Raw genomic sequence first — 24,036 nt, forward strand, 5'->3', positions numbered from 1 at the left:
GAACCTCAAAAAATTGGCCAATTGGTCATGGGATTCCAGTCGGAATCCTAATGGAGTGTCATATTTTTTACGCATACATAAGACAAACCTTCATTTCCACTTGGAAATGAAGGTTTGTCTTATGTATGCGACGTGTCTTGAGACACGTCAATTGCACGACATTCTTGGTTCAAAAACACTCAAAATCAGGAATAAAATCAATGTCATGTTCTTTAAAAACTGAAGATATAGGGTTGTGACAGGGAGTTCGTCTGTCACGTAAAATCTTCAACGTTCACCTTACGAATGACCGAAGTAGCGAAAACCAAGCAAAGTAGGCATCCGTGCAAAAGAAACTGACAAGATTAACTCTCAACCGTCGGAACGACGGGGTTAGCCTGATAAAGTTTCGACCGATAGGTCGGATCACTCAGGAACCTTCCACCTCTTAGCGTAGCGTAGGTGGAGGTAGTTCAAGAACATTTGTACGAACGAATCGACCCACGATAATCACAGATGACGGTCATGCATTCCTGCCCATCATGAAAACAAATTTGATGGCTTCTGCCATTCTTAGAAGTCGTGATATCATCAATCCATAGTCGTGATTCGTCTGCTGAAGATAACATCGCTACTTTTTCCCGAATCGAAAATAAGTCAAATGGCAATAAATTCAATGATTGAATCACGAGACCATATTTCCGGAACAACGGATCGAGTTGGTACTGCGATAAACTATATAAACTTTTTTCCGAACCACCGATCAACAATTGGATTGAATGCGAAGGTTCACGGCTATCGATCCGTTCCTTTTGAAGAATGATTCTTCCACGAACGCCAGACTCGTCGAAGATGCTTTGTACACGGTCTTGGGTAAACCGTAAACTTGACTCTTTAACATGAAGAACGAGATGCGCGAATTCCGCAAAGTCTGGTTTTCCGATTTCAAGGGATGGGATGTGTCTGACTTCTTCACGTTCAATGATTTCAATCAAATCACGCTCGATTTGCGGATCAACCGTCTTTTCTGCATAAACACGGACATCGACGACATATTGATCAATCACGGTATTGACTTCAAGTGTATACATCAATCCTGTATTTTTATCTTGTTCAATCATCAATCGATTTAAAATCAATTGATGCACTAAGTCGACAGGTGTGTAGGAAAGAAACTGACTCGTATAAATCAAATTTTTGAAACTACCCGATTTCCCATTCTTTGGTCGAGAACCATTGATCATATAGACGTTCACTTTATAATTCAGCATGTTTCCACCTTCTTATAGAAAAAATCGAAACAGACAGGTTCCGTTTCTATAGCGTACAATCTATTTGACGGAAATAATATTCGTTTTCGAATATTCCAAATCTCGTATACAAATTCTTGTTCATTTATGTTAAGAATAGACATCGTTAAAAAGAAATCGGGCGTGCATCACTGAGGACGCACGCCCGATTTCTTTACCCTTCCCTAACTACTTAAGCAAGCGAATTGATTGAATCATTGATTTGATTATATTGGCTGATGATTAATTGACCGAGACGCTCATTCGGCTGAAGGCCAAGATACGTCACTAAAGTCTCTTCGATCCCCTTTGTTTCGATAAATGTTTTCAATTCAACAGATTCCGAATCATTCGGGTCAGAATACGTTAACGCCGCTGCGATTCCGAGTGCTAGTCCATTCGCTTCGATGCCACGCTCCATCAATTCACGCGCTGGTTTGACAAGGCGATCATTCGGACTGAGTTTACGGATTGGCGAACGGGCAACACGAACGATTTCGTCATGAATCCGCGGATTTTCGAACCGTTGAATATTCTTTTGGATATAAGCACTATGCTCTTTCGCGTCAAACCCGTATTTTTCTAGTAACAACCATCCTGTTTCGTAAAGAGCCGTCTGGACCCCGCGTCGGACACGATGATCTTGCAGGCTTTGGGCAATCGTTTCATTTTCGAATAATGCACCTAGATACGATGTGAGTGCATGACCTGTATTGACAGTGAACAGCTTTCGTTCGATGAATGGTGTAATTTCCTCGACATATGTTACGCCTTCTAAAACTGGATAATCTGCCGGCAATCGTTTCGTTTCAATCACCCATTCAAAAAATGGTTCGACTTCAACGTACAACGGATCTTCATGACGCTGAAGCGGTACAATACGATCGACCGCTGCATTTGGAAAATAACTTGCAGCTTCAGTTAACGTCGTATGACGTGCCACTTCTGTTTGTAAGTGTGTCGATCCACCAATCATGTTTTCACAAGCGACGACATAAATGGGTTGATTTTTTGTTCGTTTTTCCAACCCTTTAGCAATCAGGGGTGCAATTTTCGAAAGCAGTGCTGGTCCGACAGCCGTCGTAACAATTTCTGCGTCTGCAATTGCTGCGATGACATCGTTTGCTTCCGTCATACTATTGAGTGCCGTAACACCAGTTACGGTCTCATTTGCCATTCCTTCAGCTGCATAGCCGACTTCATATGTGCCTCGAGACTTTAATTCGTCTACTACGGTCGTGTTGACGTCAACAAAACAAACTTCGTAGTTTGACTTCACAAGTTGTAATCCGATGAAGCCACGTCCAATATTACCTGCTCCAAAATGAACGGCTTTCATTTTTACACCTCCATCGATAACAGTTCGATGATTTCTTGCTTCGTTTTCGCTTGAATCAACTGCTCGACATTGTCTTCATCTGAGCAAATCACTGCGATATTTGATAAAATCTCCAAATGCTCATCACCAACACCAGCAATCCCAATGATTAATTTTGCTGGTTCAGTACCAAACGTTACACCGCCCGGGACTTGAAGAATCGATAATCCTGATTTTTCGACTTCACTTTTTGCTTCTTCCGTACCGTGTGGAATCGCAACATGATTCCCAATATATACACTCGACATTTCGTTTCGAGCTAACATCGAGTCCACATAGGCCGGGCGGACAAAACCGTGATCGACGAGGAGTTTCCCCGCCGCACGAATTGCCGCTTCTTCTGAATCGAATTGCTGATCGAGTAAAATCATATCTTCTGTTAGTTTCATTGCTGTTGCCATTGTAAATCCCCCTCTAATTTTTAAGAAATTTTATTGCGTGCCTTTTCAATTTCTTGAACGAGCTGATCGTAATATGCAGCATTCAAGAAGTTTTCGACCGAGCGATGTTCTGCATCTGGAACTTGTTCGACTGCACGTTCCGTCAAATCTTGGTGCGTAATGACGAACTCTGCGTCTGCTGGCAGGTTACTGATTGACGTGTTCGTCACCTTAATCGGCAAGCCAGCCTTGTTGATCTTATTCCGGAGAACGGAAGCTCCCATCGCACTCGAACCCATTCCAGCATCACACGCAAAGATAATGTGTTCGACTTCAGCGAGTGATTTTTTAGAATCTGCTGCGACAAGTGATGACGTGATTGAACTCTTACCTTTCATTGCACCGACATTCGCCGTTGCTTCTTCAAGTGACGTTTCCTTCGCTTTGCTCGTTTTGAGTAAGACAGCAGAAATTACGAACGTTACCGTTGCAGAGATGAGAACACCCGCAATCAAGCCGACATATGATCCACGTGCTGCCATCGCAAGAACAGCGATGATACTACCTGGTGAAGCCGGAGCGACAAGACCGACATCAAATATAACAAATGTCAAAATCCCACTCATTCCACCCGCGATCATACCGAGAAGAAGAACTGGCTTCATTAGTACGTACGGGAAGTAAATTTCATGAATCCCACCGATGAACTGGATGAATGCAGCACCTGGCGCTGTTTTTTTCGCTGCACCTGAACCAAAGACTGAGTATGCGAGTAATAATCCAAGCCCTGGACCCGGATTCGCTTCAAGTAAGAACAAAACGGATTTTCCTGCTTCACTGACTTGATCGAGACCAAGTGGACTTAAAATTCCGTGGTTAATGGCGTTATTTAAAAATAAGATTTTTGCGGGTTCGATGAAGAGACTCGCAAGTGGTAATAATTGTGCGCTGACGATTGCACCAACTGCCGCCGCCATGACATCATCCAACCCAGTCATGATCGGACCGAAGATTTCAAATCCTCCAATCATCAACAAACCACCGATGATGCCGACAGAGAAGTTGTTAACGAGCATTTCTAAACCTGGTTTCACTTTTCCTTCGATGAAATGATCAAATTTCTTGATGACGAATCCACCGAGAGGCCCCATGATCATTGCTCCAAGGAACATCGGAATTTCCGTCCCGACGATGACACCCATCGTTGCGAGCGCCCCGACGACACCCCCTCGAACGTCATGCATTAATTTACCACCAGTAAAACCAATTAAGAGCGGTAAGAGATACGTGATTGTCGGACCTACCAACTCCGCTAAACTTGCGTTTGGTGCCCAACCGGTTGGAATGAATAGTGCTGTAATGATTCCCCAAGCAATGAATGCACCGATATTCGGCATGACCATCCCACTTAAAAAACTCCCAAATCGTTGTACTTGTACCCGTAATCCACGGATTCCTTTAGTTGCAGTTGCCATCTCTATAGCCTCCATTTCATTAAATTCAGTTAGTCGTTCTTTGCTACATGTTTATTGTATACTGCTTGCAAACGCTTACTCAATCTTTCCTAGTTCGCGTTTTGGCAAGGTAGTTGGACAAGTGAAAAAGATAGTACAGCGGACAATGAAAAATGGAATTCGTCACGAGACGAATTCCATTTTTCATTGTCTATTCGATTCATTCATCACATCAAACTTCCGTAACATTCAACTCCCGTTCAATGACTTTGCGGAATGTTTCATTGAGGACGGTGTCCAATTGTTGTTCATCGCCATATTCAAACTGAGTCGTCCGTTCTTCACTTTCAATGATTGCACCACTGATTGAACTCAGCAATTGAAGAAGTTCATCCGGTGCTTGTTCGGGCGCGACAAGTACTAAAATCCGCTCAACTGGATGGATGACTTGATCCATTCCGAGCAAATCGATAGCTTGATTCAGCTCGAAAATTAAAAAGGCACCCTGTTTGATTGAACTGTCACGTCCATGGAATAATGCGAGCCGTGTTCCTGGAATTCCAAGACCTGACATTTCATGCCGCCGCAACAATTGTGTCGACAGCTGGACCGCTGAATGCGCGATATCTTTCATAACCATCACATTACTTACTTCAAGAAGCAGCTCTTCTAGGCCTTCTGACTGTGAAGCAATCGACTCAATCGAAAAAAATTCTGTCAATTCACGTGCCGTTTTCACAAGTTGTTCTAATCGTTTTAAATCTAACCACCCCTGTACCTCTTTTCGGGCGGGTTGTTTAAATGATTTCGGAAGCGAGACAAGTAGTTTTCTGACACGATCGACTTCATCTTGCGGAAGTAAGGGGTTGACGAGTAAATGTGGTTGACTGATATCCGGCAACGGAACTGTCGATAATACAAAGTCGTAATCAGTTAAATTCAAACGATCAATCCCGAACAAGGAAGAATTTTCGATTTGATCAAGTTCTAAAAACTCTTGTCGCAACCGGTTCATTAATAATTTGGAAGAGCCAAGTCCTGCTGAACAAACGACCAGAACGCGATACGGAACTTTTACGACAGGTCTACTTAATACCGCTCCAAAATGCATCACCCAAAATGCTAAATCATGATCAGCAAACGCTTGATCCGAAAAGACGGTTTGCGCCACCTGTTTAACCGAATCGAACAGCCGTGGATACTCCCTTTCAATCTGCTTGATGACATAAGACGGATTGATGACGTTTTGTCGCGTATAGGACATGATATGGGAAACGAGTCCCCGCTCAAGGGCACTGTCTTCTGTAAACTGCTCTCCATATACAAGAGAGACTTCCTCAATCAATCGCTTGACGCGCAATCGAATGACCAATTCTTCAGAACTGTCTAGTTGATCTTGTTGAAAATTGCGTAGTTCTTCTGAAATCCATTGACGCTCCGCAACTGTCAACGCATAGGGTAGACGTCGTCCGATGATGTCTACCCGTTGAAGCACTTCGACCGGGTACGTTTTCAATTCATAGCGCATTGGAAATATTTCCATCCGAATCGCTTGGAGCGCCAAACTAAGTGTGGCTCGCATAATTGACCGGTCGCTCAGTTCCTGTTGCTTTATTACGGGAGCGATTACTGCATAGGATTGATTGATTGCTTCGACCCACTGATTACGCGCCGGATGCAAAAGATCGGGTAATTGATTAAGATCCCCTTGGAGCAACCGGTAAAAGGACAATACATCACATTGCGTGAAAATAAGCGAAAGCAATAAACGACGCTTATTGATTTCTTCGCCGATGACTTCAGCTCCGATCCCCTTCTTCCGCCGCAACTCTAAATCATATTGTTGAAACCATTCATCAATCCGCTCTAAATCTTGACTGATCGTACTCGGTGCGATGTACATCGCATGCGCAAGTGCCTGTAATTTAATCATGCCCGGTTCTTGTAAGAGACGATAAGTGAGCTCAACTTGCCGGTCATCCGTCGAAGGTAATGCTTTATGTGATAATAACAATGCCTCTCGGAGCTTCCGTTTGTCACTTTCATCCCCAACGAGCACTAATCCTCTTCCTCGAATATAATCCAGTTCTAACTGAAAAGAAGCAATTGTTTGAGCAATCGGTTCTCGTTCACGCTGAATGGTCCGTTCGGACGTTCCAAGCGTTTCTGCAATTTCTTGGACTTGAACAGGCTCTGTTTTTGTCAACAAATAAAATAAGACTTCACGTTCTCGTGTAGAAAACTCAATCAACCTTAATCAACTCTTTTCTTAATACAGTGATCACTTCATCGTAAGCCGCTTCAGACAACAGATGATTGACGATGCATACGCGATAATCCGTCACCCCCGTCACTTGGCGGACAATCTTCTCAGGTCCGACAATCAGATGTATTTCAGTAGGGACCTCCTTCAGACGATAACTCTGAACATCGACTTGCAACTGCTCCTGTCGCAGGCGCTTTCGTAGCACGTTCGCTCCTAAGACGCTCCCTACTAACCCAGAATCACAGACGAATCCGATTTTAAGACGTTTCACGTCATCACCCACCTCTTTTCTTTAATCCTAGCGGATGTGTCATTAAAAATGTTAATTTCTACAGACATTTTTCAGACTTTTTTTAAGGAACAACAAAAACGTCATGTGTGGAAACTTAACTGTTCCCATACATGACGTTAAATGAATTAGCCCGTTTGAGTCATCAGTGACAGATGTCGTTCGACTGCTTCTGCCACTTCCCGCCCTTCGCGGATCGCCCAGACAATCAAGGACTGTCCGCGCCGTGCGTCCCCTGCAGCGAAGACACCCTTCCGATTTGTTGCATATCCCTTCGTCTTGATTTTCCCTCGCTCTGATTCAACGATGAGTTGATTCAAGACCGTCTGCTCGACTCCGCTGAAGCCGATTGCAATCAGCATCAAGTCGACCGTATAGTATTTTTCTGTTCCTTCAATTGCTCGGAATTCAATTGACCCATCTGCTTGCTTTACTTTTTCATTATGAATCGTCCAAACCCCTGTCAAGCGACCGGAATCACTTGTCGTGTAACGTGTGATCGCGATCAAATATTCGCGAGGATCACGTCCGAATTGATCGAATGCTTCTGCATAACCGTAGTCAAGTGTAAAGAGGTTCGGTGTATCCGGCCACATGTTGTCGTTCGCCCGGACCTGACCTGGCATTTCATGCTTCCCGAACTGGACGACAGAACGGCAACCCTGTCTGAGTGCCGTCGCGACACAGTCCGCTCCCGTATCTCCGCCACCGATGACGAGAACATCTTTACCTCGCGTATCGTGTTGCTCAAGCAGGGATTGATTCGACAACAGATGGCGCGTCACGCTTGTTAAATAGTCCATCGCGTAACCGACACCGCTCGTCGGAAGATTTGGTAACGTTCTTGGTTCCGTTGCACCGACACAAAGAATGACGGCATCAAACGCTTGTTCAAGCTCGTCCAGCGTCACATCAAGACCGATCGTTACGCCGGTCTTAAAGAGAATGCCTTCTGCTTTGAGCAGATCGACACGACGCTCGACGATATCTTTTGATAACTTCATCGCCGGAATCCCGTACGTCAACAGACCTCCGATACGATCTTCCCGTTCAAAAACGGTGACTTGGTGCCCTGCTTGATTCAATTGATCGGCCGCGGCAAGCCCTGCCGGACCAGAACCGACGACTGCCACATGATGGGACGTCCGGTTCAATGGCACCCGCGGAACGACCCATCCTTTTTCAAAGCCGATATCGATGATTGTACGCTCAATCTGTTTAATCGCGACGGCCGGTTCATTAATCGATAACGTACATGAACCTTCGCACGGTGCGGGACAAACACGTCCCGTGAACTCCGGGAAGTTGTTCGTTTGATGCAGGCGCTCGAGCGCTCCTTTAAAGTCTCCTTCTTCGACGAGGAGATTCCACTCGGGAATCAAATTGTAGACCGGACAACCAATTTTGACATGTCCATAGGTCTCGCCGACATGACAAAACGGGGTTCCGCAATCCATACACCGGCTGGCTTGTTCCGACGCCTCACTTTCAGAAAATGCTTCTTTATATTCATTAAAGTCTTGAATCCGTTCTGTACTGGCGCGCTCTCGTCCGGACTGGCGAGGAACACTCATGAATTTATCGCGTCTTTTCATTATTGACCTCCCGTTCCGCGTCCGAGGTGTGTCTCAAACGCTAACAACATCGCTTCTTCCGTATTATGTCCTTTTTTCGCATAATCGGCCATCAATGTCGTGACGACTTGATAGGTCGTCGGAATGACACGAATAAACGAACTCAAAACATGATCCCAGTTTGAAAGAATCGCATGTCCTTGTTCACTGTTCGTCCGTACGACATGACGTTCGATAAATGTTTTTAAGCGTGCCGCTTCTTCCGTGTCTGTTACTGCGCCCATCGTGACGAGCTCGAGATTGACGCGCGAGCGGAACAACGCGATGTCTTTCGGTAAGACGTAGGCGACACCACCTGACATACCGGCAGCGAAGTTCTTTCCGACGTCACCGAGAATGACGACACTCCCGCCCGTCATATATTCCAAGCCATGATTCCCGATTCCTTCGACGACTGCCGTCGCACCACTGTTTCGAACGGCGAACCGTTCGCCTGCCTGTCCATTGACGTACAGTTCCCCACTCGTCGCACCATAAAGCGCGACGTTACCGATGATGACTTGCTCTGAAGAAACAAAACTCGTCTTCATATCAGGACGAACCGAAAGAATTCCTCCAGATAATCCCTTTCCAACGTAATCATTAGCATCCCCGACGACGTTCAACGTCATTCCGCGAGGCACGTATGCACCTAAGCTTTGTCCGGCTGATCCTGTCAAGTTCAATGTTAGGCGATCGGAAGGTAAGCCCATTTCTCCGAACATCCGTGTCAGACGTGATCCGGTATTCGTACCGATTGCCCGGTCTGTATTCGTAATCGCAAGCGCAAATGTTTGTTTTTCCGTAAATGCATCATGATCAAGCAACGGAGCGATTTCAAGGTGGTCAAACGACTTCGCGACAGCATGATCTTGCGCTTGTGTCGACGTCGAATCATATGTTGGTTGAACAAGTAGTCGAGAAAAGTCGAGACTGGCTGCTTTCCAGTGATTCGTCAAACGATCCGATGTCATTAAAAGATCCGTCCGTCCGACGAGTTCCGCTAGACTACGGACGCCGAGTTGAGCTAAATATTCACGAACTTCTTCCGCAACGAACGTCATGAAATGGACGACGTGATCGGCAGATCCGGTGAATTTTTCACGCAACTTCGGATCCTGTGTCGCGACACCGACCGGACACGTATCTAGATGACAGGCACGCATCATGATGCAACCGACGGCAATCAATGGTGCTGTCGCAAATCCATATTCATTCGCCCCGAGCATCGCTGCGATGACGACATCGCGTCCAGTTAGTAACTTACCGTCCGTTTCTAAGCTGACCCGTTCCCGCAGACCATTCAAGGCTAGCGTTTGATGCGTCTCAGCGAGTCCCAGTTCCCACGGTAAGCCCGTATGTTGGATACTCGTCTTCGGGGAAGCCCCCGTTCCTCCATCATGCCCACTGATGACGATGACATCGGCAAGTCCTTTGGCGACACCGGCAGCAATCGTTCCGACGCCTCCTTTTGCGACAAGCTTAACACTGATCCGCGCCTCGTCATTTGCCCGCTTTAGATCGTGAATCAATTGAGCCAAGTCTTCGATTGAATAAATGTCATGATGTGGTGGTGGTGAAATCAGACCGACACCCGGTGTCGAAGCACGGACCCGCGCAATCCACGGATACACTTTTTCGCCTGGAAGTTGTCCCCCTTCGCCTGGCTTCGCGCCTTGTGCGACTTTAATCTGGAGTTCATCCGCATGGATCAAATAATGACTCGTCACGCCGAACCGACCTGATGCAATCTGTTTAATCCGACTCATCCGTGAGTCACCATTTTCGTCGAGTTGATACCGTTCCTCTTCTTCGCCACCTTCACCACTGTTACTCTTACCACCTAGACGGTTCATCGCAATCGCTAGTGTTTCATGAGCTTCCTTCGATAGTGAACCGTACGACATCGCACCGGTCTTAAAGAATTTGACGATTTCACTCGCGGGTTCGACTTCCTCGAGCGGAATCGGTGTCGTTTCCTTGAACGTCAACAAATGGCGCAGGAAGGTTGCGGGTTCTTCTGCAATTTGATTTGAGTACCGTTTAAATAACTGATAGTCCCCAGTTCGGCAAGCATGTTGTAACAAATGGATCGTCGCCGGATTGAACGCATGATGTTCTCCGTCATTACGGTACCGGAAGACACTACCTGATTCCAAGAACGTCCGTTTCGTCCCTTCCTCATGTTGACGTTTCGCTTCCTTTTCAATCAAAGCGAGCGACAGACCACTGAGTTGAGAGACTGTTCCCGTAAAGTAGCGATCGATGACGTCCGTCGAAATCCCGACGGCTTCGAAAATCTGCGCCCCCCGATAACTGAAGACGGTCGAAATCCCCATCTTCGACATGACTTTGACGACCCCCTCCGTCACGGCGTTACGATAACGAACAGCATTGTCCGCGTGTTTTTCACCAATCGCTTCATCGAGTGTCGCATATACAAGGTACGGGTAGATTGCGTCAGCTCCGTAACCGAGCAGCGCCGCGAAGTGATGCACCTCCCGGACTTCTCCCCCTTCGATGATTAAACTGACGTTTGTCCGAAGCCCTTTACGGATTAAATGGTGATGCACGGCACTCGTCACGAGCAGGATTGGCATCGGTATGGCTCCAGGTCGAATGTTCCGGTCAGAAAGAATCAACAACTCACAACCCGATTCGACGGCATGAACCGCTTCTTCGAGGAGCGTTCCAAGTGTTTCTTCCATTTGATTCGTAAACAATGTTGATAACGTTTTTTGTTTCAACTTTGTTTGACTGAGCGCATGCGCTTCAGCCGGAACTAGCACCGGTGAGTTCAAGCGGACCCGACGACAGTTTTTCCGGTTCGGGGTCAATAGTTCACCTTGACGCCCGAGCCAGGTCATCGTTGACGTGACGATTTGTTCACGTAACGCATCGATTGGTGGATTGGTGACTTGGGCAAACAATTGTTTGAAGTAACGGAACAACGATTGTGGTCGCTCACTTAATACAGCGAGTGGGATGTCCGTTCCCATCGCACCAAGCGGATCTTTTTTTTCCTCGACGAGAGGAATCAAGTATTGCTCGATATCTTCTCGCGTGTATCCAAACAGACGTTGCGTCGTACCTAATTCCTCAATCGTTTCTGAGTGCATTAACGTCGGTAATTGAATCTGTTCTTCTGATAACCATTCGGCATAAGGATGACGCATCGCAAGATCCCGTTTCACTTCTTCGTCAGAAATCAGCTGACCGGAAGCAAAGTCAAGCAAGAGGAGCTCACCAGGAATCAAACGTTTCTTATACAAAATCTCTTTTTCCGGAATCGGGAGGACACCTGATTCCGAGGACAACATAAAGTGACCATCGCGCATCATGATATAACGGGCAGGTCTGAGTCCATTTCGGTCAAGTGTCGCGCCAATTTGTTTCCCATTCGTAAATACGATGGCAGACGGACCGTCCCATGGCTCCATCATACTGCTGTGATACTCGTAATAAGCACGTTTCGCCGGCCGTACTTCCGCATGCTCGAATGGCTCTGGAACCAGCATTAAAGCTGTTTCCGCTAACGTCAAACCAGACAAGTATAAAAATTCAAACGCATTATCGAGCATCGACGAGTCACTTCCTGATTCATCGAGGATTGGGAGCACATCATCTGCACGGCGACCATACGTCGTTTTTGCTAGACTTTTTTCGCGTCCACGCATCGCTTGAATATTGCCTTGTAACGTATTGATTTCTCCATTATGAATCAAATAGCGGTTTGGGTGAGCTCGTTTCCAACTCGGGAAGGTGTTCGTGCTAAAACGTGAGTGAACAATCGCAAACCCCGATTGGTACCGTTCATCACGTAAATCATCAAAATACTGACCGAGCTGATCTGTAGTGACAAGTCCTTTATAGACGATAGTCTCACTCGAACTACTGAGCACGTACTGTTCGATCCTGAGACGATTTGCTTCTCGTTCAAAAGAACGACGAATCATGAATAACGTTCGTTCGAAGGCCAACCCTTCAATGTCCTTCGCTTCAATGAAGCATTGGCGAATGACCGGTTCTGTTTGACGTGCTTTTTCACCAATCACTGTATTCGAGACTGGTACCGTTCTCCACTCGATCACCCGTTGTCCTTCTGATAAAATAATTGATTCTAAAGCGCGTTCGAGTCGCTGTCTCGACCGTTCCTCCCGAGGCAGGAACATCATCATGACACCATAATCTCCTTTTTTCGGTAAGGTTACATTCCGAAATGTCTCCCGAAAGAGACGGTCGGGAATTTGAGTTAAGACACCGGCACCATCCCCTGTTTTCGCATCGCTCCCCTGTCCGCCTCGATGCTCCATCTGACAGAGCATCGCGAGTGCATTTTCGACGATTTCATGGCTCGGTCTCCCGGTTCGGTGCGCATAGACTCCGATTCCACACGCATCATGTTCTTGCTTCGGATCATATAAACCTTGCCGTTCAGGCAATTGATGAAATGACATAATTTCACTCTCCTTAACACGTTCTAAATTTTCTGTATATTCAGTTAAAATATACTTTACACTCTTTTATGATTATTCGCCACCATGTATAAATGAAACTATTATATCCAAATCACTTATGATTCCCTGAGGCTAGACAATGTTAACGCTTACATAAAGATGAATAATCATACTAATTATTTTTTCAGAAGAATTATTCTCGTTTAAATTTTATTTTTTGCAACGAGTGTTTCAAGCGTGGTATTTTTAATAAAGAGAAATCTATTATTTTGATTAGAGAGGAAGTACGTTATGAAAAATTCAGTAAAGTGGACAGGGCTCTTGATTGCAGGAACTACCCTTTTCCTTAGCGCTTGTGGTCAGGAAGAAGAGAAGACGACAGCATATGACAAAATCGTTAAGGAGGGGACGTTGACAGTAGCTACTGCCGGAACACTTTATCCAACGTCGTTTCATGATGAAGAGAGCAACAAGTTGACTGGCTTTGACGTCGAAGTCGTTAAAGAAGTCGCAAAACGACTCGATCTAAAAGTAAACTTCAAAGAGATGTCATTCGATGGTATGTTGACGAGCGTCAATACTGGACAAGTCGATCTTGCCGCAAACGATATTACAATCACAGAAGAACGGAAAGCAAAATTCGCATTTTCAAAACCTTACAAGTATACGTACGGAACGGCCATCGTTCGTAAAAGTGATTTATCTGACATACAATCTCTTGAGGATTTAAAAGGTAAAAAAGCAGCTGGCGAGGCAACGACGACTTACATGCAAATCGCTAAAAAATATGGTGCAAAAGAAGTCACATATGATAATGCAACGAACGATCAATATCTCCGCGACGTCTCGAATGGTCGAACGGATGTCATCTTGAACGACTATTATCTTCAAAGCCTTGCTGTCGATTTCTTCAAAGACTTCGACATCACGATCCACCCGGACATCGCCTATAATCCGAGTCAAGTCGGTCTCATCATGGATCTTGATAATAAAGAGCTCCAATCAAACATTAACGCTCAAATCGAGGCGATGAAAAAAGACGGTACGCTCGCAAAATTATCAAAGCAATATTACGCCAACAAAGATGTTTCAAAAATGCCTGACGTCAAAACGACGATTGTGGATGTGAATTGAGCAATGTCGACTGGCGCTCCGTGTTTAATCCTGAGTTAGCGGTTGATGCGTTTCCCTTTATCTTAGGAGGACTTGGACATACATTATGGATTGCATTCGCAAGCATGGGATTAGGTCTGATATTCGGCTTGTTGCTTGCACTTGCTCGTTTATCAGCGTCTCGTTTTTTACGCCTGACTGCGACGCTCTATATTTCATTCATGCGCGGTGTACCGATCCTCGTGATTCTTTTCATGCTGTACTTCGGCTTACCTGTGATCAATATCGAACTCGATGCGCTAACAGCAGCGATAACGGGCTTCAGTCTCAACAGTGCTGCGTACATGGCAGAAATCATTCGCTCCGCCATTGTGTCTGTCGACAAAGGACAAAGAGAGGCTGCCCAGTCTCTCGGCCTCTCTCCTTATCGCGTCCTAGTCGGAATCATTCTCCCGCAAGCGATTCGTTTGGCAATCCCACCTTTATCGAACGTTTTACTCGATTTAGTCAAAGCGTCTTCTTTAGCTGCGATGATTACCGTCCCAGAAATCTTTCAACGTGCAAAAATCGTCGGTGGACGCGAATTCGATTACATGACGGTTTATTTCGTAATCGCCTTCATCTATTGGGGAATTTGCGCATTGATTGCAGCTGTACAAGAAGTTCTAGAGCGTCATTTTGCTCGTTATCTTTAACCGACATAAAAAGCACCGCCCGATTGACGAGGAAAGTCGACTCGTCAAGCGGGCGGTGCTTTAGCCTTGTCTATAGTTCTTAGCTAAAAAGAGTTCAATTTGTATAGCTTGAAGAGGTTTATGGAACAAATAACCTTGCAACGTATGGCACCCTAACTGATTTAATAACCTTGCTTCTTCGACTAACTCGACCCCTTCAGCAACAATCGTCATGTTTAACCGTCTTCCTAACTGAATAATCATCTCGACGATTGCACGCTTCTCATCTGAACGGATTGCTTCTTGAACGATTTCTTTAGGAATCTTTAACTGGTCGAACGGTAATTCTACGAGTGTTTGCATTGAAGAAAAACCTGTCCCGAAATCATCAAGTGCAATTCGAATCCCATGAAGGTGAAGTTCGTTTAAGGTCTCGATAATCTGATTCGTTCCTTCGATAAAAATATGTTCTGTCATTTCGATTTCAAGCAAGTATGCCGGAAAATGTGTCTCTTCAAGAATCGTCAGTACTCTTTCGGTAAAATCGGGTTGCCTTAATTGCCACGGGGAGACATTGACTGCAATCGTAATCGCTCCATGTCCTTGATCCAACCACGTCTTTCCTTGCGCGCAAGCGCGGCGCATCACCCATCCTCCTAGCGTTTCAATAAAACGCGTCCGCTCCGCAATCGGAATGAACTCTAAAGGGGAAATCATTCCATACTTGGGATGATTCCAACGCACAAGCGCTTCCGCTCCAGTAATTTTGTGACTGTCTGCTTCTACTTGCGGTTGAAACAGTACAAAAAAATCTCGATCGAGTTCTGCATCGTACAAATCGCGTGTCAGCTGAAGCGCTCGCTTACGCTGATTTTGAGTCTCTGCATCCGTAATTGCATACGTGTTTTTTCGGTTCGATTTAGCTGTGAACAATGCAACTTCTGCATCATTGATGACATGATCAATGGATTCGTCATAAATAAAAGAAACACCGATGCTCGCTGTGACATTGATTTGTTTGAAATCAATTTGTACGCGTTCAGCGACACATGTTAAAACCTCCTCGCATAGCAGTTCAATACCAGCATGACCTTTCGCATGAAGTAAAAAAGCACTTCCGCTTGCTTTGGCAATTAAACAATCGGGAAAACGATTCATGAGTCTACTCCCAACCATATGCAACGTGCGATCTCCCGTCCGGTAACCGAAGGCATCATTGACCGTTTTGAAGTCATCTAAATCAATTAAACAAATTGCATCTCCTTCGCTTGAAATTTTTTCGACTTCAAGAACGAAATAAGACCGATTAGCGAGTTTTGTTACCGGATCAAGAAAGGCTTGCTCTTGTAAGCGTGAAAGATACTCGATATTACGTTCTAATCGTGTCACGTACTGACGATGAATCAATAAACTGATCAGCGCAGCAATGATGACTAAGCCGATTCGTGCGATATAATCTGCTGTATTAGTAACGGACGTGACGTTCGGTGCATTAAACCAAATGTATAAGAGAGAAATGATCGTCGTCCCCGTCGCATAGACGAGCATCGTTCGATTAATGACGACAAGAGAACTCAGTAAAAAAAGAATCGCAGCTGCCCAAACGGTCTGAGCACCACTTTCGAGGAAGGGATAATAGATGAAAGGAATTAGTAAAAAAACACTCGACATCACGTGGGGTTTAAGACGATCCGGCATATTACTTTTCCCAAGCAGAAATTGACAAATGCCTACGAGAAAAATAAGTCCAGCACGTAAAAGGTCATACCTGTTCAAGCCGGATGTACTGAGTAAACTAGTAAGCACATACAAAATCGCACCCAAGCTCGTCAGAACTAAAATGATGGAGCCAAACAATTGATAGTTCGCTTTTGCTTCTCGATTATACTGAAGACTGGCGGAAGAAGGTCGCTGCTGATTTTTCATAGGAATCCCTCTTTTCTGTTCTATCCAATTGTCTTTTTCCTTTAGATCATACTTATAAAACCTAATTTTTCCTAAAATAATGATTTAGTTGGAAACGTCTAAATGAAAAGAGAAACGGGTATTCATTAAAAGAAGTGTTAATTATATGCTAAGAAAGGAGCTTAACGATGAGCCATCTGCTGTTTATCGAAGCCAATGATAGTACACATCAATCGAAAAGTCTTAGTTCACAGATGAATAACGCATTCCTTGCTTCCTATCGCAAGGAACATCCAGAAGATGAGATTACCATCCTAAACTTATTTGAAGAACGCCTTCCTTTTTTTGATTTACGTCTCGCTAAATCTGCCGCGAAACTATTTCGAGGGGAAACGCTCGATCAAGAGGAAGCCGAACAGGCGGAACGGTTACAAGAATATTTAAATCGTTTCTTAGAATCAGAAAAAATCGTTTTTTCTTTTCCGATGTGGAATTTAAGTGTTCCTGCTCCCTTGCATAACTATATGGATTATCTCGCGCAATCCGGGCAAACGTTTCATTACACTGCTGAAGGATCCGTCGGACTTGTGACTGGTAAACGTGTACTACTCTTACATTCTCGTGGAGGTGACTATTCAACGCCTGATAAAATCGAATCCGACCATGCCGTACGGTATATGCAGGACATTCTGCAATTTTTCGGAATCACGGATGTCAAATCCATCATTCTCGAAGGGCACCAACAATATCCGAATCAAGCCGAAGAACGGATTCAAAAAGCCCTCTTTGCATGTGAGAAGGCTGGGATGGATTTTTAGAATGTGAATAATAAAAAGTCCTTTTTTCCGTTAAGTACAATTTTTTCATAAGTCTTTAAATGAAAAGTACGAAATAACGTGTAAGCAACCGTATAGTCTCGCTTCGTCGATTCAATGTTTCCTAATACTTCGTTATAGTATCCACGTTGATAATAAAAATGAGCGATAAAGGAAGAATCATTCAAAGCGAGACTTTCTACTAATGCTTTCTCCGTTAACGCCATTCCTTCATCATATTTTTTTTGAAATGTCAGCAGTTGCGAATGGTTATAATAAATTTTTAATAACTGTTTCTTTAATTCCAACGTATCATATGATAAAGATTCTAATTCTAAATATACTTTTTCTGATAAATGAAATTGGTCATTTTCAGCATACAAATTAGAAATTGCCATTTTGATTCGAATGAACACTTGAGGAGACTCATACCAAATGTCTTCTTTCTTTGTCAGATGAGATAACAATGAAGAGGCCGTGCGATAATCAATATGAGCTATTTTAAATTTTAATAAAATCTCAAAATAAGACTTTAATAACGTCATTTCTTTCGTTTGATTCACAATTTTTTTAGATATTTCCTCCTCTAATTGTCCAAACTTTTTTTCTCGAAGTAATTGAGAAAAATGCATATCATATTTACGATATTGTTCACTTTCTAATCGATCCTGAAATAATAATGATATGGGTACACGGAGCCGCTTCGCAATTTGTTGTAATAAATCGATTGTTGGAGAATTTCGTCCATTCTCAATTTTACTGATTTCTGCTTGACTGCAAATCCCATCACACAATTGTTTTTGTGTCAATTTTTTTTCTTTTCGAATTCGTTTGATTTCGTTTCCAATGGAAAGTGGTAATGAATTCATTCTTCTTTCCTTCCTTCATACTGAAAGTAAGCTGATAACTTTTTTTAGGACCAATTCAATTAGAATACGATCAATATAAGCAGAACGCTAATCGATCGTAAAATACATTAACTCGAATAGGTATTCATCTAGTATTTCTTTATACGCCTTATTTTCAGTAGCAATAAATACTACGTAAGCCTGCGTATATGCTTCTTTAATTTTTTCTGACGACGCACACACTTGTTCAAGCGCATATCCTTGCTGATAAAAAAAGTGCCCCAGATAACTCATGTCTTGCATTTTGTTGCTTTCATTAATGCCCTCGGTGGACTCTGCAATCACAAGTGAAAATTTTTTCAGTTTAATCAAATTTCTAATATAATTGTATTTTACTTTTAGCATTAATTTTTTATAATCATCGGTCACATAATCTAATTTCAAAGTCTCTTTGTAAATATTGTGAGCATGCATGTATTCTTTATTATTAGTATACAGGACGGCAACAGCCATCTGAATCCTGACATAAATTAAAAAGTACTCTTCAAGGATTAATTTATCATTTACCAACTTCAATAACTGAGAAATACACGTACGATAATCAATTTTTTTCATTTCCACTTCATTAATCAATTGATAATATCTCAATAAAATTCTCGTGCCTTCTGCAGTCGTATTTTTTAGTTTCTGTGGGATGATTTTAAGAATCTCTGCATGTTTTTGAGCACGCATCAATTGTGTTATTTGATGATTAATTCGGTGAAATTCTTCTATCTCTTCTTCCTCCATAAAAAAGAAAGAGACCGGAACACGTAGCTTTTTCGCTACATCTTGAAGTAGTTCAATCGTCGGTGAATTTTTCCCATTTTCTATTTTGCTAATTTCAGCTTGACTACAAATATTTCGGCTCAATTCTTGTTGAGTAATTTTTTTCTTTTGACGTAATTTCTTTAAGCGCGTACCAATTGTTCGTTGTACAGAAGTCATTCTTTTTCTCCTTTAATATAAAACGAGCAAATAGAGTAAAAAAAGTCCCCCGTCCAAGTTAATTTTACTTGTTACGGAAGACTTATTTATTCGATGCTTCCGGCGAGAATCGAACTCGCACTGCAGCATTACCATTGCTGAGGTCTGCCATTAACCTACGGAAGCGTACATATTTCTGATATCAGTATAGCTTAGATGAAATATTTCTTCAATAAAAAAACTGACAGACGTTGCCAAGTCTGCCAATTTAGAAGAGTTATTTACTTATAATACGGTTTTTGTTAGCGAATTATCGAACACGATAAGAACTGAGTAATGTTCGTCTGCTTTTGATGCAACGAATGTAGAAAACTTAAGTGTAATGATTGAATTTGAACCGACTCCGTTTTCTTCGAAGAAATGATTCATTCGTTCTTCTAACTCCTCAGGCGTACGTCCTACCAATACTTTTGAATGCAACATCTTATTCACCCCGTCTATTTTTTGTGTACGATTATGGTTTTTCCCAAAAGCGTACACTCTAAAACCTACAATTTTTCAACTTGCTGAATTTCAATCCGTTCGCTAAGGTGAAGACATGAATCATATTTTACGAAGGAGTCGAGGCATATGAAAGATTACATGTTTGATGAAATCATTGATAAAAAAATGACGGGTTCGGTAAAATGGGACGGCTTAAAAGATTTATATGGAGCAGAAGAATTAATTCCGATGTGGGTCGCCGATATGGATATCCGACCAGCGGATTCAATCGTCGGGGCATTAACAAAACGGATTGCACACGGTCATTTCGGCTATTCCCTATTCGAAGATCGAGCCAAACAAGCCATTCAAAACTGGTTTTTGAAACGTTATGATCAACAGATTAAACAATCATCGCTCCTTTATTCGAGTGGCGTCGTCCCTGCTCTAGCACACAGTCTCTTGGCACTGACCGATGAGCATGATGAGGTCATCATTCAAACTCCTGTTTATCCCCCGTTTCACCAAATCATTCAATCGAACAATCGAACGCTCATTGAAAATCCGCTCCGCTTGATTGCAGGACGTTATGAAATTGATTTCTTGAGTCTTGAAGCACAGATGAAAACTGCGAAAATGATGATTTTATGCAGTCCCCATAATCCAACTGGTCGGGTGTTTAATCGGAGTGAACTTGAAACAATTGTTGAGTTGGCCAAGAAATATGACGTTTATCTTCTGTCCGATGAAATCCATGCTGATTTGATTTTTTCCGGTAACAAACACCATCCGATTTCAGCATTTTCATATGAGAAGGCAATTCTCGTCAGTGCACCTTCAAAAACATTCAACATTCCAGGACTTTATGCTTCTTATCTAGTTGTTCCGAACGAAACCATTCGTTTGGAAATCGAACGTGTCCAGCAAGCAAACTTTGTTCATCCGAACGCGTTTGCCTCAACAGCAATCATCGCTGCCTATGAGGATAAAGCGAGCGAACAATGGCTTGACCAACTTCTCTTATATTTAGAGCAGAATCGTGACCATGCTCTCAGACGAATCGAAACGGAGATGCCGTTACTATCTGTCGTCAAACCTGATGCAACCTTTTTACTTTGGATTGATTTTGAGCGCCTCGGATTGACCGAAGACGACCGTGCGACTTGGCTCGTTGAACGAGCATCCCTCGCCTTAACCCATGGAAAAGCATTCGGAACGAACGGCGTGACATTCGAACGTTTAAACTTCGGATGCCCGCGGCGCCAACTAGACGAAGCACTCGACCGGCTGCATGACGCATACCTCAGCTTGATGTAAATGATTTTTCTCTAAACAGATTAGCACATGCTAGTCTGTTTTTTAATTTTTCACATTTTACACTAATTTCACAAATACTGAAATACGTTCATCCGATTTAACCATTACAATAAAGTGACGAAAATCAGAAAATTAGAACTTTAGCAGGGACGAAAAGTGTCCCAACCCCTTGATAGACTAGGCTTGAAGCCATTTTCCGCCTGTTTGCAAGGACTTGCAATGTAGTTTTGTCACCTGTAAGGTTGGGAACAAATAAGTCATCGATGTTCACTTTTTAACTTTTTTATCCCGAACAGACGACGACAACTACATGCATGGGAGGATTTATTTTTATGTCGCAAGAATGGATTTCAATTGGCCTGTATCTATTTATGATGCTTGCCATCGGTTACATCGCGTATAAACGAACGACAAACACGGAAGACTACATGTTAGGCGGTCGTAACTTAGGACCGGGCGTAACAGCACTATCTGCTGGTGCTTCTGACATGAGTGGTTGGATGTTGATGGGACTTCCTGGTGCCATGTATGCTACCGGCGTTTCAGCACTTTGGCTTGCATTAGGATTACTGATTGGTTGTTACATCAACTATATCGTCCTCGCTCCACGCTTTCGTCTCTATACGGAAATGGCAAACGATTCAATTACGATTCCAGACTTCTTGGAGAATCGTTTTAAAGATACATCACGTATCTTACGGACGGTCTCTGCGATCGTCATCATCGTCTTCTTTACGTTCTATACTTCAGCCGGTATTGTATCGGGTGGTAAATTGTTCGAAAGTTCATTTGGCTTTGATTATCATTATGGTATGCTCTTGACGATTGCGGTCGTTGTCGCCTATACACTCTTTGGCGGTTTTCTCGCAGTCAGTTGGACCGACTTCGTCCAGGGTTGTATCATGTTCGTCGCCCTCATTCTCGTACCAATCGTCGCATTGACGGATGTTGGTGGTGTCGACGGCGCATTCAACTATGCGGACAACTTAGATCCTACACTATTTGATCCGTTCAAAGGAACGACTGTCCTCGGAATCATCGGATTCCTCGCTTGGGGACTTGGTTACTTCGGTCAACCCCACATCATCGTCCGCTTTATGGCAATTCGTTCTGTTAAGGACTTGAAAAAAGCCCGTCGTATCGGGATTGGTTGGATGTTCTTCTCAATTTTAGGTGCGATGTTGACAGGTCTTGTCGGGATTGCCTACTTTGAAGGACAAGGTAATGCACTCGGTGACCCAGAAACGGTCTTTATTCGTTTCGCTGATGTCTTGTTCCACCCGTATATCACTGGCTTCTTGATGGCAGCCATCTTGGCAGCAATCATGTCGACAATTTCTTCTCAGCTGCTCGTTACATCAAGTGCGCTGACGGAAGACTTCTATAAGACGTTCTTGCATAAAGAAGCGTCAGACAAACAACTTGTTTTAATCGGTCGTGGTGCAGTTTTAGCCATCGCAGTGATCGGAACATTCCTTGCCTGGAACCCTTCAGCGACGATTCTTTCACTTGTCGGTTACGCATGGGCTGGTTTCGGTTCTGCATTCGGACCAATCATCTTGCTTTCACTTTACTGGAAACGGATGACGAAACAAGGGGCACTTGCCGGAATTATCTCTGGTGCCGTCACAGTTATTCTATGGGTCCAACTCAACTTTAGCGATACGCTTTATGAGATGGTTCCAGGATTCTTTACAAGTCTTCTCTTTACAGTCGTCGTCAGCCTTCTTACGAAACAACCTGTTGACTCTGTACAAGACAAGTTTGATGATATGGAAGAAGAATTAAAAGAAGTCACACAATAAACACTAAAAAAATCTCCATCCTGTTCAGTCGTCGACTGATGAGGGTGGAGATTTTTTCGTCGTACTAGATTACGTCAATTCAATCACACCGTAATGAAGTTTCGATGATTTCCGTTTAATACGCTCAAAAGCAAATTGATTAAACAACTCACTCTCAAAATGGGCTTTTAAGACGATTCGTCTCTTTGCGACTCGTTTTGCTTCCTCGATTGCCTCAATCGATAATACTTCATAGTCAGCAAGGGTGCGCAGGCCGTTCAAATGCGTCGACTCCGTCACTGTCTTTTCAAACATTGGATCAAAATAGATGACATCAAATGAATCCGAGGGCAAGGTCTTTAAATAACGGATGTGTTGTTCGTTCAGCACCTCGATCCGGCGCATGGCATCATTGATCGGCTCATAGCCTTCTTGCCAAGCAATCAGTCCTTCACGAACGATGAGTGCCGTTTCTGCTTTACTCTCTAACGCTACGACTTGACCACTTGAGCCGACAGCATGGCTCATGACGATTGCATCCGCTCCTAATCCTAGCGTGCAATCAAGAACGGTCATTCCCGGCTTAAGCTTGGCGATTGCAATTAATGGATCATGACCCGATGCATCAAATTGTTTTATCCGAAAGACCGCACTAGACGGATGAAAGAAAAACGAGGCTTCTTCATCTAACGGATAATATTCCAACCGTTGCTTGTCAACGACTAAAAGGGGTAAGCGGTGGGTTTGTTGTAACGACTGAATGCTGTGTTTTTTACGTTCGACAACCTGAAAGTCTAGCGCTCCCTCTTGCATCAACTGATGTAAGCGTGTTTCGACGGCAGCGGTCGGTCTTAAACATGTTGTCAACAACACCTGTTCTTTCTTCACTTGATTCACTCCCTTGAACTACCTCCACCTACGCTTCGCTTAGAGGTGTAGGATTCCTGAGTTATCCGACCTGACGGTCGAAACCTGATCAGGCTAACCCCGTCGTCCCGACGGTTGAAGAAGCTAAGAGGCGTTCAG

The 24,036-nt window shown here is 43.7% G+C and carries 17 protein-coding genes and 1 tRNA gene; 5 read left to right on the plus strand and 13 right to left on the minus strand.

The window, feature by feature from the left end; genetic code table 11:
• Positions 1 to 452: 452 nt before the first annotated feature.
• From KNP98_RS15470 to gltB, 8 genes are all read right to left on the minus strand, one after another.
• Positions 453 to 1,250 (minus strand): hypothetical protein, encoded by a 798-nt coding sequence (locus tag KNP98_RS15470; protein ID WP_214812217.1) that lies wholly within the window; start codon positions 1,248 to 1,250, stop codon positions 453 to 455.
• A gap of 211 nt (positions 1,251 to 1,461) precedes the next feature.
• Positions 1,462 to 2,607: a mannitol-1-phosphate 5-dehydrogenase gene (locus tag KNP98_RS15475; RefSeq protein WP_088837259.1), complete on the minus strand. Its 1,146-nt coding sequence runs from the start codon at positions 2,605 to 2,607 to the stop codon at positions 1,462 to 1,464.
• Between the two features lie 2 nt (positions 2,608 to 2,609).
• Positions 2,610 to 3,047, minus strand: a complete 438-nt coding sequence (locus KNP98_RS15480; protein ID WP_088837260.1) for a PTS mannitol transporter subunit IIA — start codon at positions 3,045 to 3,047, stop codon at positions 2,610 to 2,612.
• A gap of 20 nt (positions 3,048 to 3,067) precedes the next feature.
• Positions 3,068 to 4,501, minus strand: coding sequence for a PTS mannitol transporter subunit IIBC (locus KNP98_RS15485; protein ID WP_088837261.1), 1,434 nt, complete (start codon positions 4,499 to 4,501; stop codon positions 3,068 to 3,070).
• A 211-nt stretch (positions 4,502 to 4,712) separates the two neighbouring features.
• Entirely contained in the window at positions 4,713 to 6,731 is a 2,019-nt protein-coding gene (locus KNP98_RS15490; RefSeq protein WP_214812220.1) for a BglG family transcription antiterminator, read from the minus strand.
• Positions 6,724 to 7,017 carry a PTS sugar transporter subunit IIB gene (locus tag KNP98_RS15495; protein ID WP_214765075.1) on the minus strand — a complete coding sequence of 98 codons (294 nt, stop codon included), beginning with the start codon at positions 7,015 to 7,017 and terminating at the stop codon, positions 6,724 to 6,726. Before KNP98_RS15495 ends, KNP98_RS15490 begins: the two co-directional genes overlap by 8 nt.
• Before the next feature lie 146 nt (positions 7,018 to 7,163).
• Positions 7,164 to 8,630, minus strand: coding sequence for a glutamate synthase subunit beta (locus KNP98_RS15500; protein ID WP_088837264.1), 1,467 nt, complete (start codon positions 8,628 to 8,630; stop codon positions 7,164 to 7,166).
• A complete protein-coding gene (gene gltB / locus KNP98_RS15505; RefSeq protein WP_214765077.1) occupies positions 8,630 to 13,105 on the minus strand; it encodes a glutamate synthase large subunit in 4,476 nt (1,491 codons plus the stop codon). Before gltB ends, KNP98_RS15500 begins: the two co-directional genes overlap by 1 nt.
• 291 nt (positions 13,106 to 13,396) lie before the next feature.
• On the opposite strand from gltB, the gene KNP98_RS15510 reads away from it, so the two are divergent.
• Together KNP98_RS15510 and KNP98_RS15515 are read left to right on the plus strand one after the other, a co-directional pair.
• A complete protein-coding gene (locus KNP98_RS15510; protein WP_088837266.1) occupies positions 13,397 to 14,239 on the plus strand; it encodes a transporter substrate-binding domain-containing protein in 843 nt (280 codons plus the stop codon).
• Positions 14,236 to 14,913 (plus strand): amino acid ABC transporter permease, encoded by a 678-nt coding sequence (locus tag KNP98_RS15515; protein ID WP_214765078.1) that lies wholly within the window; start codon positions 14,236 to 14,238, stop codon positions 14,911 to 14,913. The genes KNP98_RS15510 and KNP98_RS15515 overlap by 4 nt, the downstream gene beginning before the upstream one ends.
• A gap of 60 nt (positions 14,914 to 14,973) precedes the next feature.
• Here the strand turns inward: KNP98_RS15515 and KNP98_RS15520 are convergent, their stop codons facing one another.
• Entirely contained in the window at positions 14,974 to 16,818 is a 1,845-nt protein-coding gene (locus KNP98_RS15520; protein ID WP_214765079.1) for a putative bifunctional diguanylate cyclase/phosphodiesterase, read from the minus strand.
• A gap of 167 nt (positions 16,819 to 16,985) precedes the next feature.
• Between KNP98_RS15520 and KNP98_RS15525 the strand changes: the two genes are divergently transcribed.
• Positions 16,986 to 17,615, plus strand: a complete 630-nt coding sequence (locus tag KNP98_RS15525; RefSeq protein WP_088837269.1) for an FMN-dependent NADH-azoreductase — start codon at positions 16,986 to 16,988, stop codon at positions 17,613 to 17,615.
• Here KNP98_RS15525 and KNP98_RS15530 read toward each other — a convergent pair.
• The 3 genes from KNP98_RS15530 to KNP98_RS15540 form a co-directional block, all read right to left on the minus strand.
• On the minus strand, positions 17,612 to 18,481 hold the full coding sequence (locus KNP98_RS15530; RefSeq protein ID WP_214765080.1) for a helix-turn-helix domain-containing protein: 870 nt from the start codon (positions 18,479 to 18,481) through the stop codon (positions 17,612 to 17,614). The two genes, KNP98_RS15525 and KNP98_RS15530, sit on opposite strands and share 4 nt — an antisense overlap.
• Before the next feature lie 87 nt (positions 18,482 to 18,568).
• Positions 18,569 to 19,447, minus strand: coding sequence for a helix-turn-helix domain-containing protein (locus KNP98_RS15535; protein WP_214812223.1), 879 nt, complete (start codon positions 19,445 to 19,447; stop codon positions 18,569 to 18,571).
• A 94-nt stretch (positions 19,448 to 19,541) separates the two neighbouring features.
• Positions 19,542 to 19,612, minus strand: a tRNA-Thr gene (locus KNP98_RS15540).
• 444 nt (positions 19,613 to 20,056) lie between these two features.
• Between KNP98_RS15540 and KNP98_RS15545 the strand changes: the two genes are divergently transcribed.
• Both KNP98_RS15545 and putP read left to right on the plus strand, forming a co-directional pair.
• Positions 20,057 to 21,226, plus strand: a complete 1,170-nt coding sequence (locus KNP98_RS15545; RefSeq protein ID WP_214765081.1) for a MalY/PatB family protein — start codon at positions 20,057 to 20,059, stop codon at positions 21,224 to 21,226.
• A gap of 332 nt (positions 21,227 to 21,558) precedes the next feature.
• Complete coding sequence (gene putP, locus KNP98_RS15550; protein WP_088837273.1) at positions 21,559 to 23,031, plus strand: sodium/proline symporter PutP; 1,473 nt, start codon at positions 21,559 to 21,561, stop codon at positions 23,029 to 23,031.
• A 69-nt stretch (positions 23,032 to 23,100) separates the two neighbouring features.
• On the opposite strand, the gene KNP98_RS15555 is transcribed toward putP, so the two are convergent.
• Positions 23,101 to 23,898: a class I SAM-dependent methyltransferase gene (locus KNP98_RS15555; RefSeq protein WP_088837274.1), complete on the minus strand. Its 798-nt coding sequence runs from the start codon at positions 23,896 to 23,898 to the stop codon at positions 23,101 to 23,103.
• Between the last annotated feature and the right edge of the window lie 138 nt (positions 23,899 to 24,036).

Source organism: Exiguobacterium sp. s127, from assembly GCF_018618695.1.
GTDB lineage: Bacteria > Bacillota > Bacilli > Exiguobacteriales > Exiguobacteriaceae > Exiguobacterium_A > Exiguobacterium_A oxidotolerans.

Excerpts from the sequence above, each read along its gene's own strand:
- KNP98_RS15535 (WP_214812223.1), bottom strand. The coding sequence starts at position 19,447 with ATGACTTCTGTACAACGAACAATTGGTACGCGCTTAAAGAAATTACGT.
- KNP98_RS15475 (WP_088837259.1), bottom strand. The coding sequence starts at position 2,607 with ATGAAAGCCGTTCATTTTGGAGCAGGTAATATTGGACGTGGCTTCATC.
- KNP98_RS15485 (WP_088837261.1), bottom strand. The coding sequence starts at position 4,501 with ATGGCAACTGCAACTAAAGGAATCCGTGGATTACGGGTACAAGTACAA.
- KNP98_RS15500 (WP_088837264.1), bottom strand. The coding sequence starts at position 8,630 with ATGAAAAGACGCGATAAATTCATGAGTGTTCCTCGCCAGTCCGGACGA.
- putP (WP_088837273.1), top strand. The coding sequence starts at position 21,559 with ATGTCGCAAGAATGGATTTCAATTGGCCTGTATCTATTTATGATGCTT.
- gltB (WP_214765077.1), bottom strand. The coding sequence starts at position 13,105 with ATGTCATTTCATCAATTGCCTGAACGGCAAGGTTTATATGATCCGAAG.
- KNP98_RS15480 (WP_088837260.1), bottom strand. The coding sequence starts at position 3,047 with ATGGCAACAGCAATGAAACTAACAGAAGATATGATTTTACTCGATCAG.
- KNP98_RS15520 (WP_214765079.1), bottom strand. The coding sequence starts at position 16,818 with ATGAAAAATCAGCAGCGACCTTCTTCCGCCAGTCTTCAGTATAATCGA.
- KNP98_RS15525 (WP_088837269.1), top strand. The coding sequence starts at position 16,986 with ATGAGCCATCTGCTGTTTATCGAAGCCAATGATAGTACACATCAATCG.
- KNP98_RS15510 (WP_088837266.1), top strand. The coding sequence starts at position 13,397 with ATGAAAAATTCAGTAAAGTGGACAGGGCTCTTGATTGCAGGAACTACC.
- KNP98_RS15470 (WP_214812217.1), bottom strand. The coding sequence starts at position 1,250 with ATGCTGAATTATAAAGTGAACGTCTATATGATCAATGGTTCTCGACCA.
- KNP98_RS15545 (WP_214765081.1), top strand. The coding sequence starts at position 20,057 with ATGAAAGATTACATGTTTGATGAAATCATTGATAAAAAAATGACGGGT.
- KNP98_RS15530 (WP_214765080.1), bottom strand. The coding sequence starts at position 18,481 with ATGAATTCATTACCACTTTCCATTGGAAACGAAATCAAACGAATTCGA.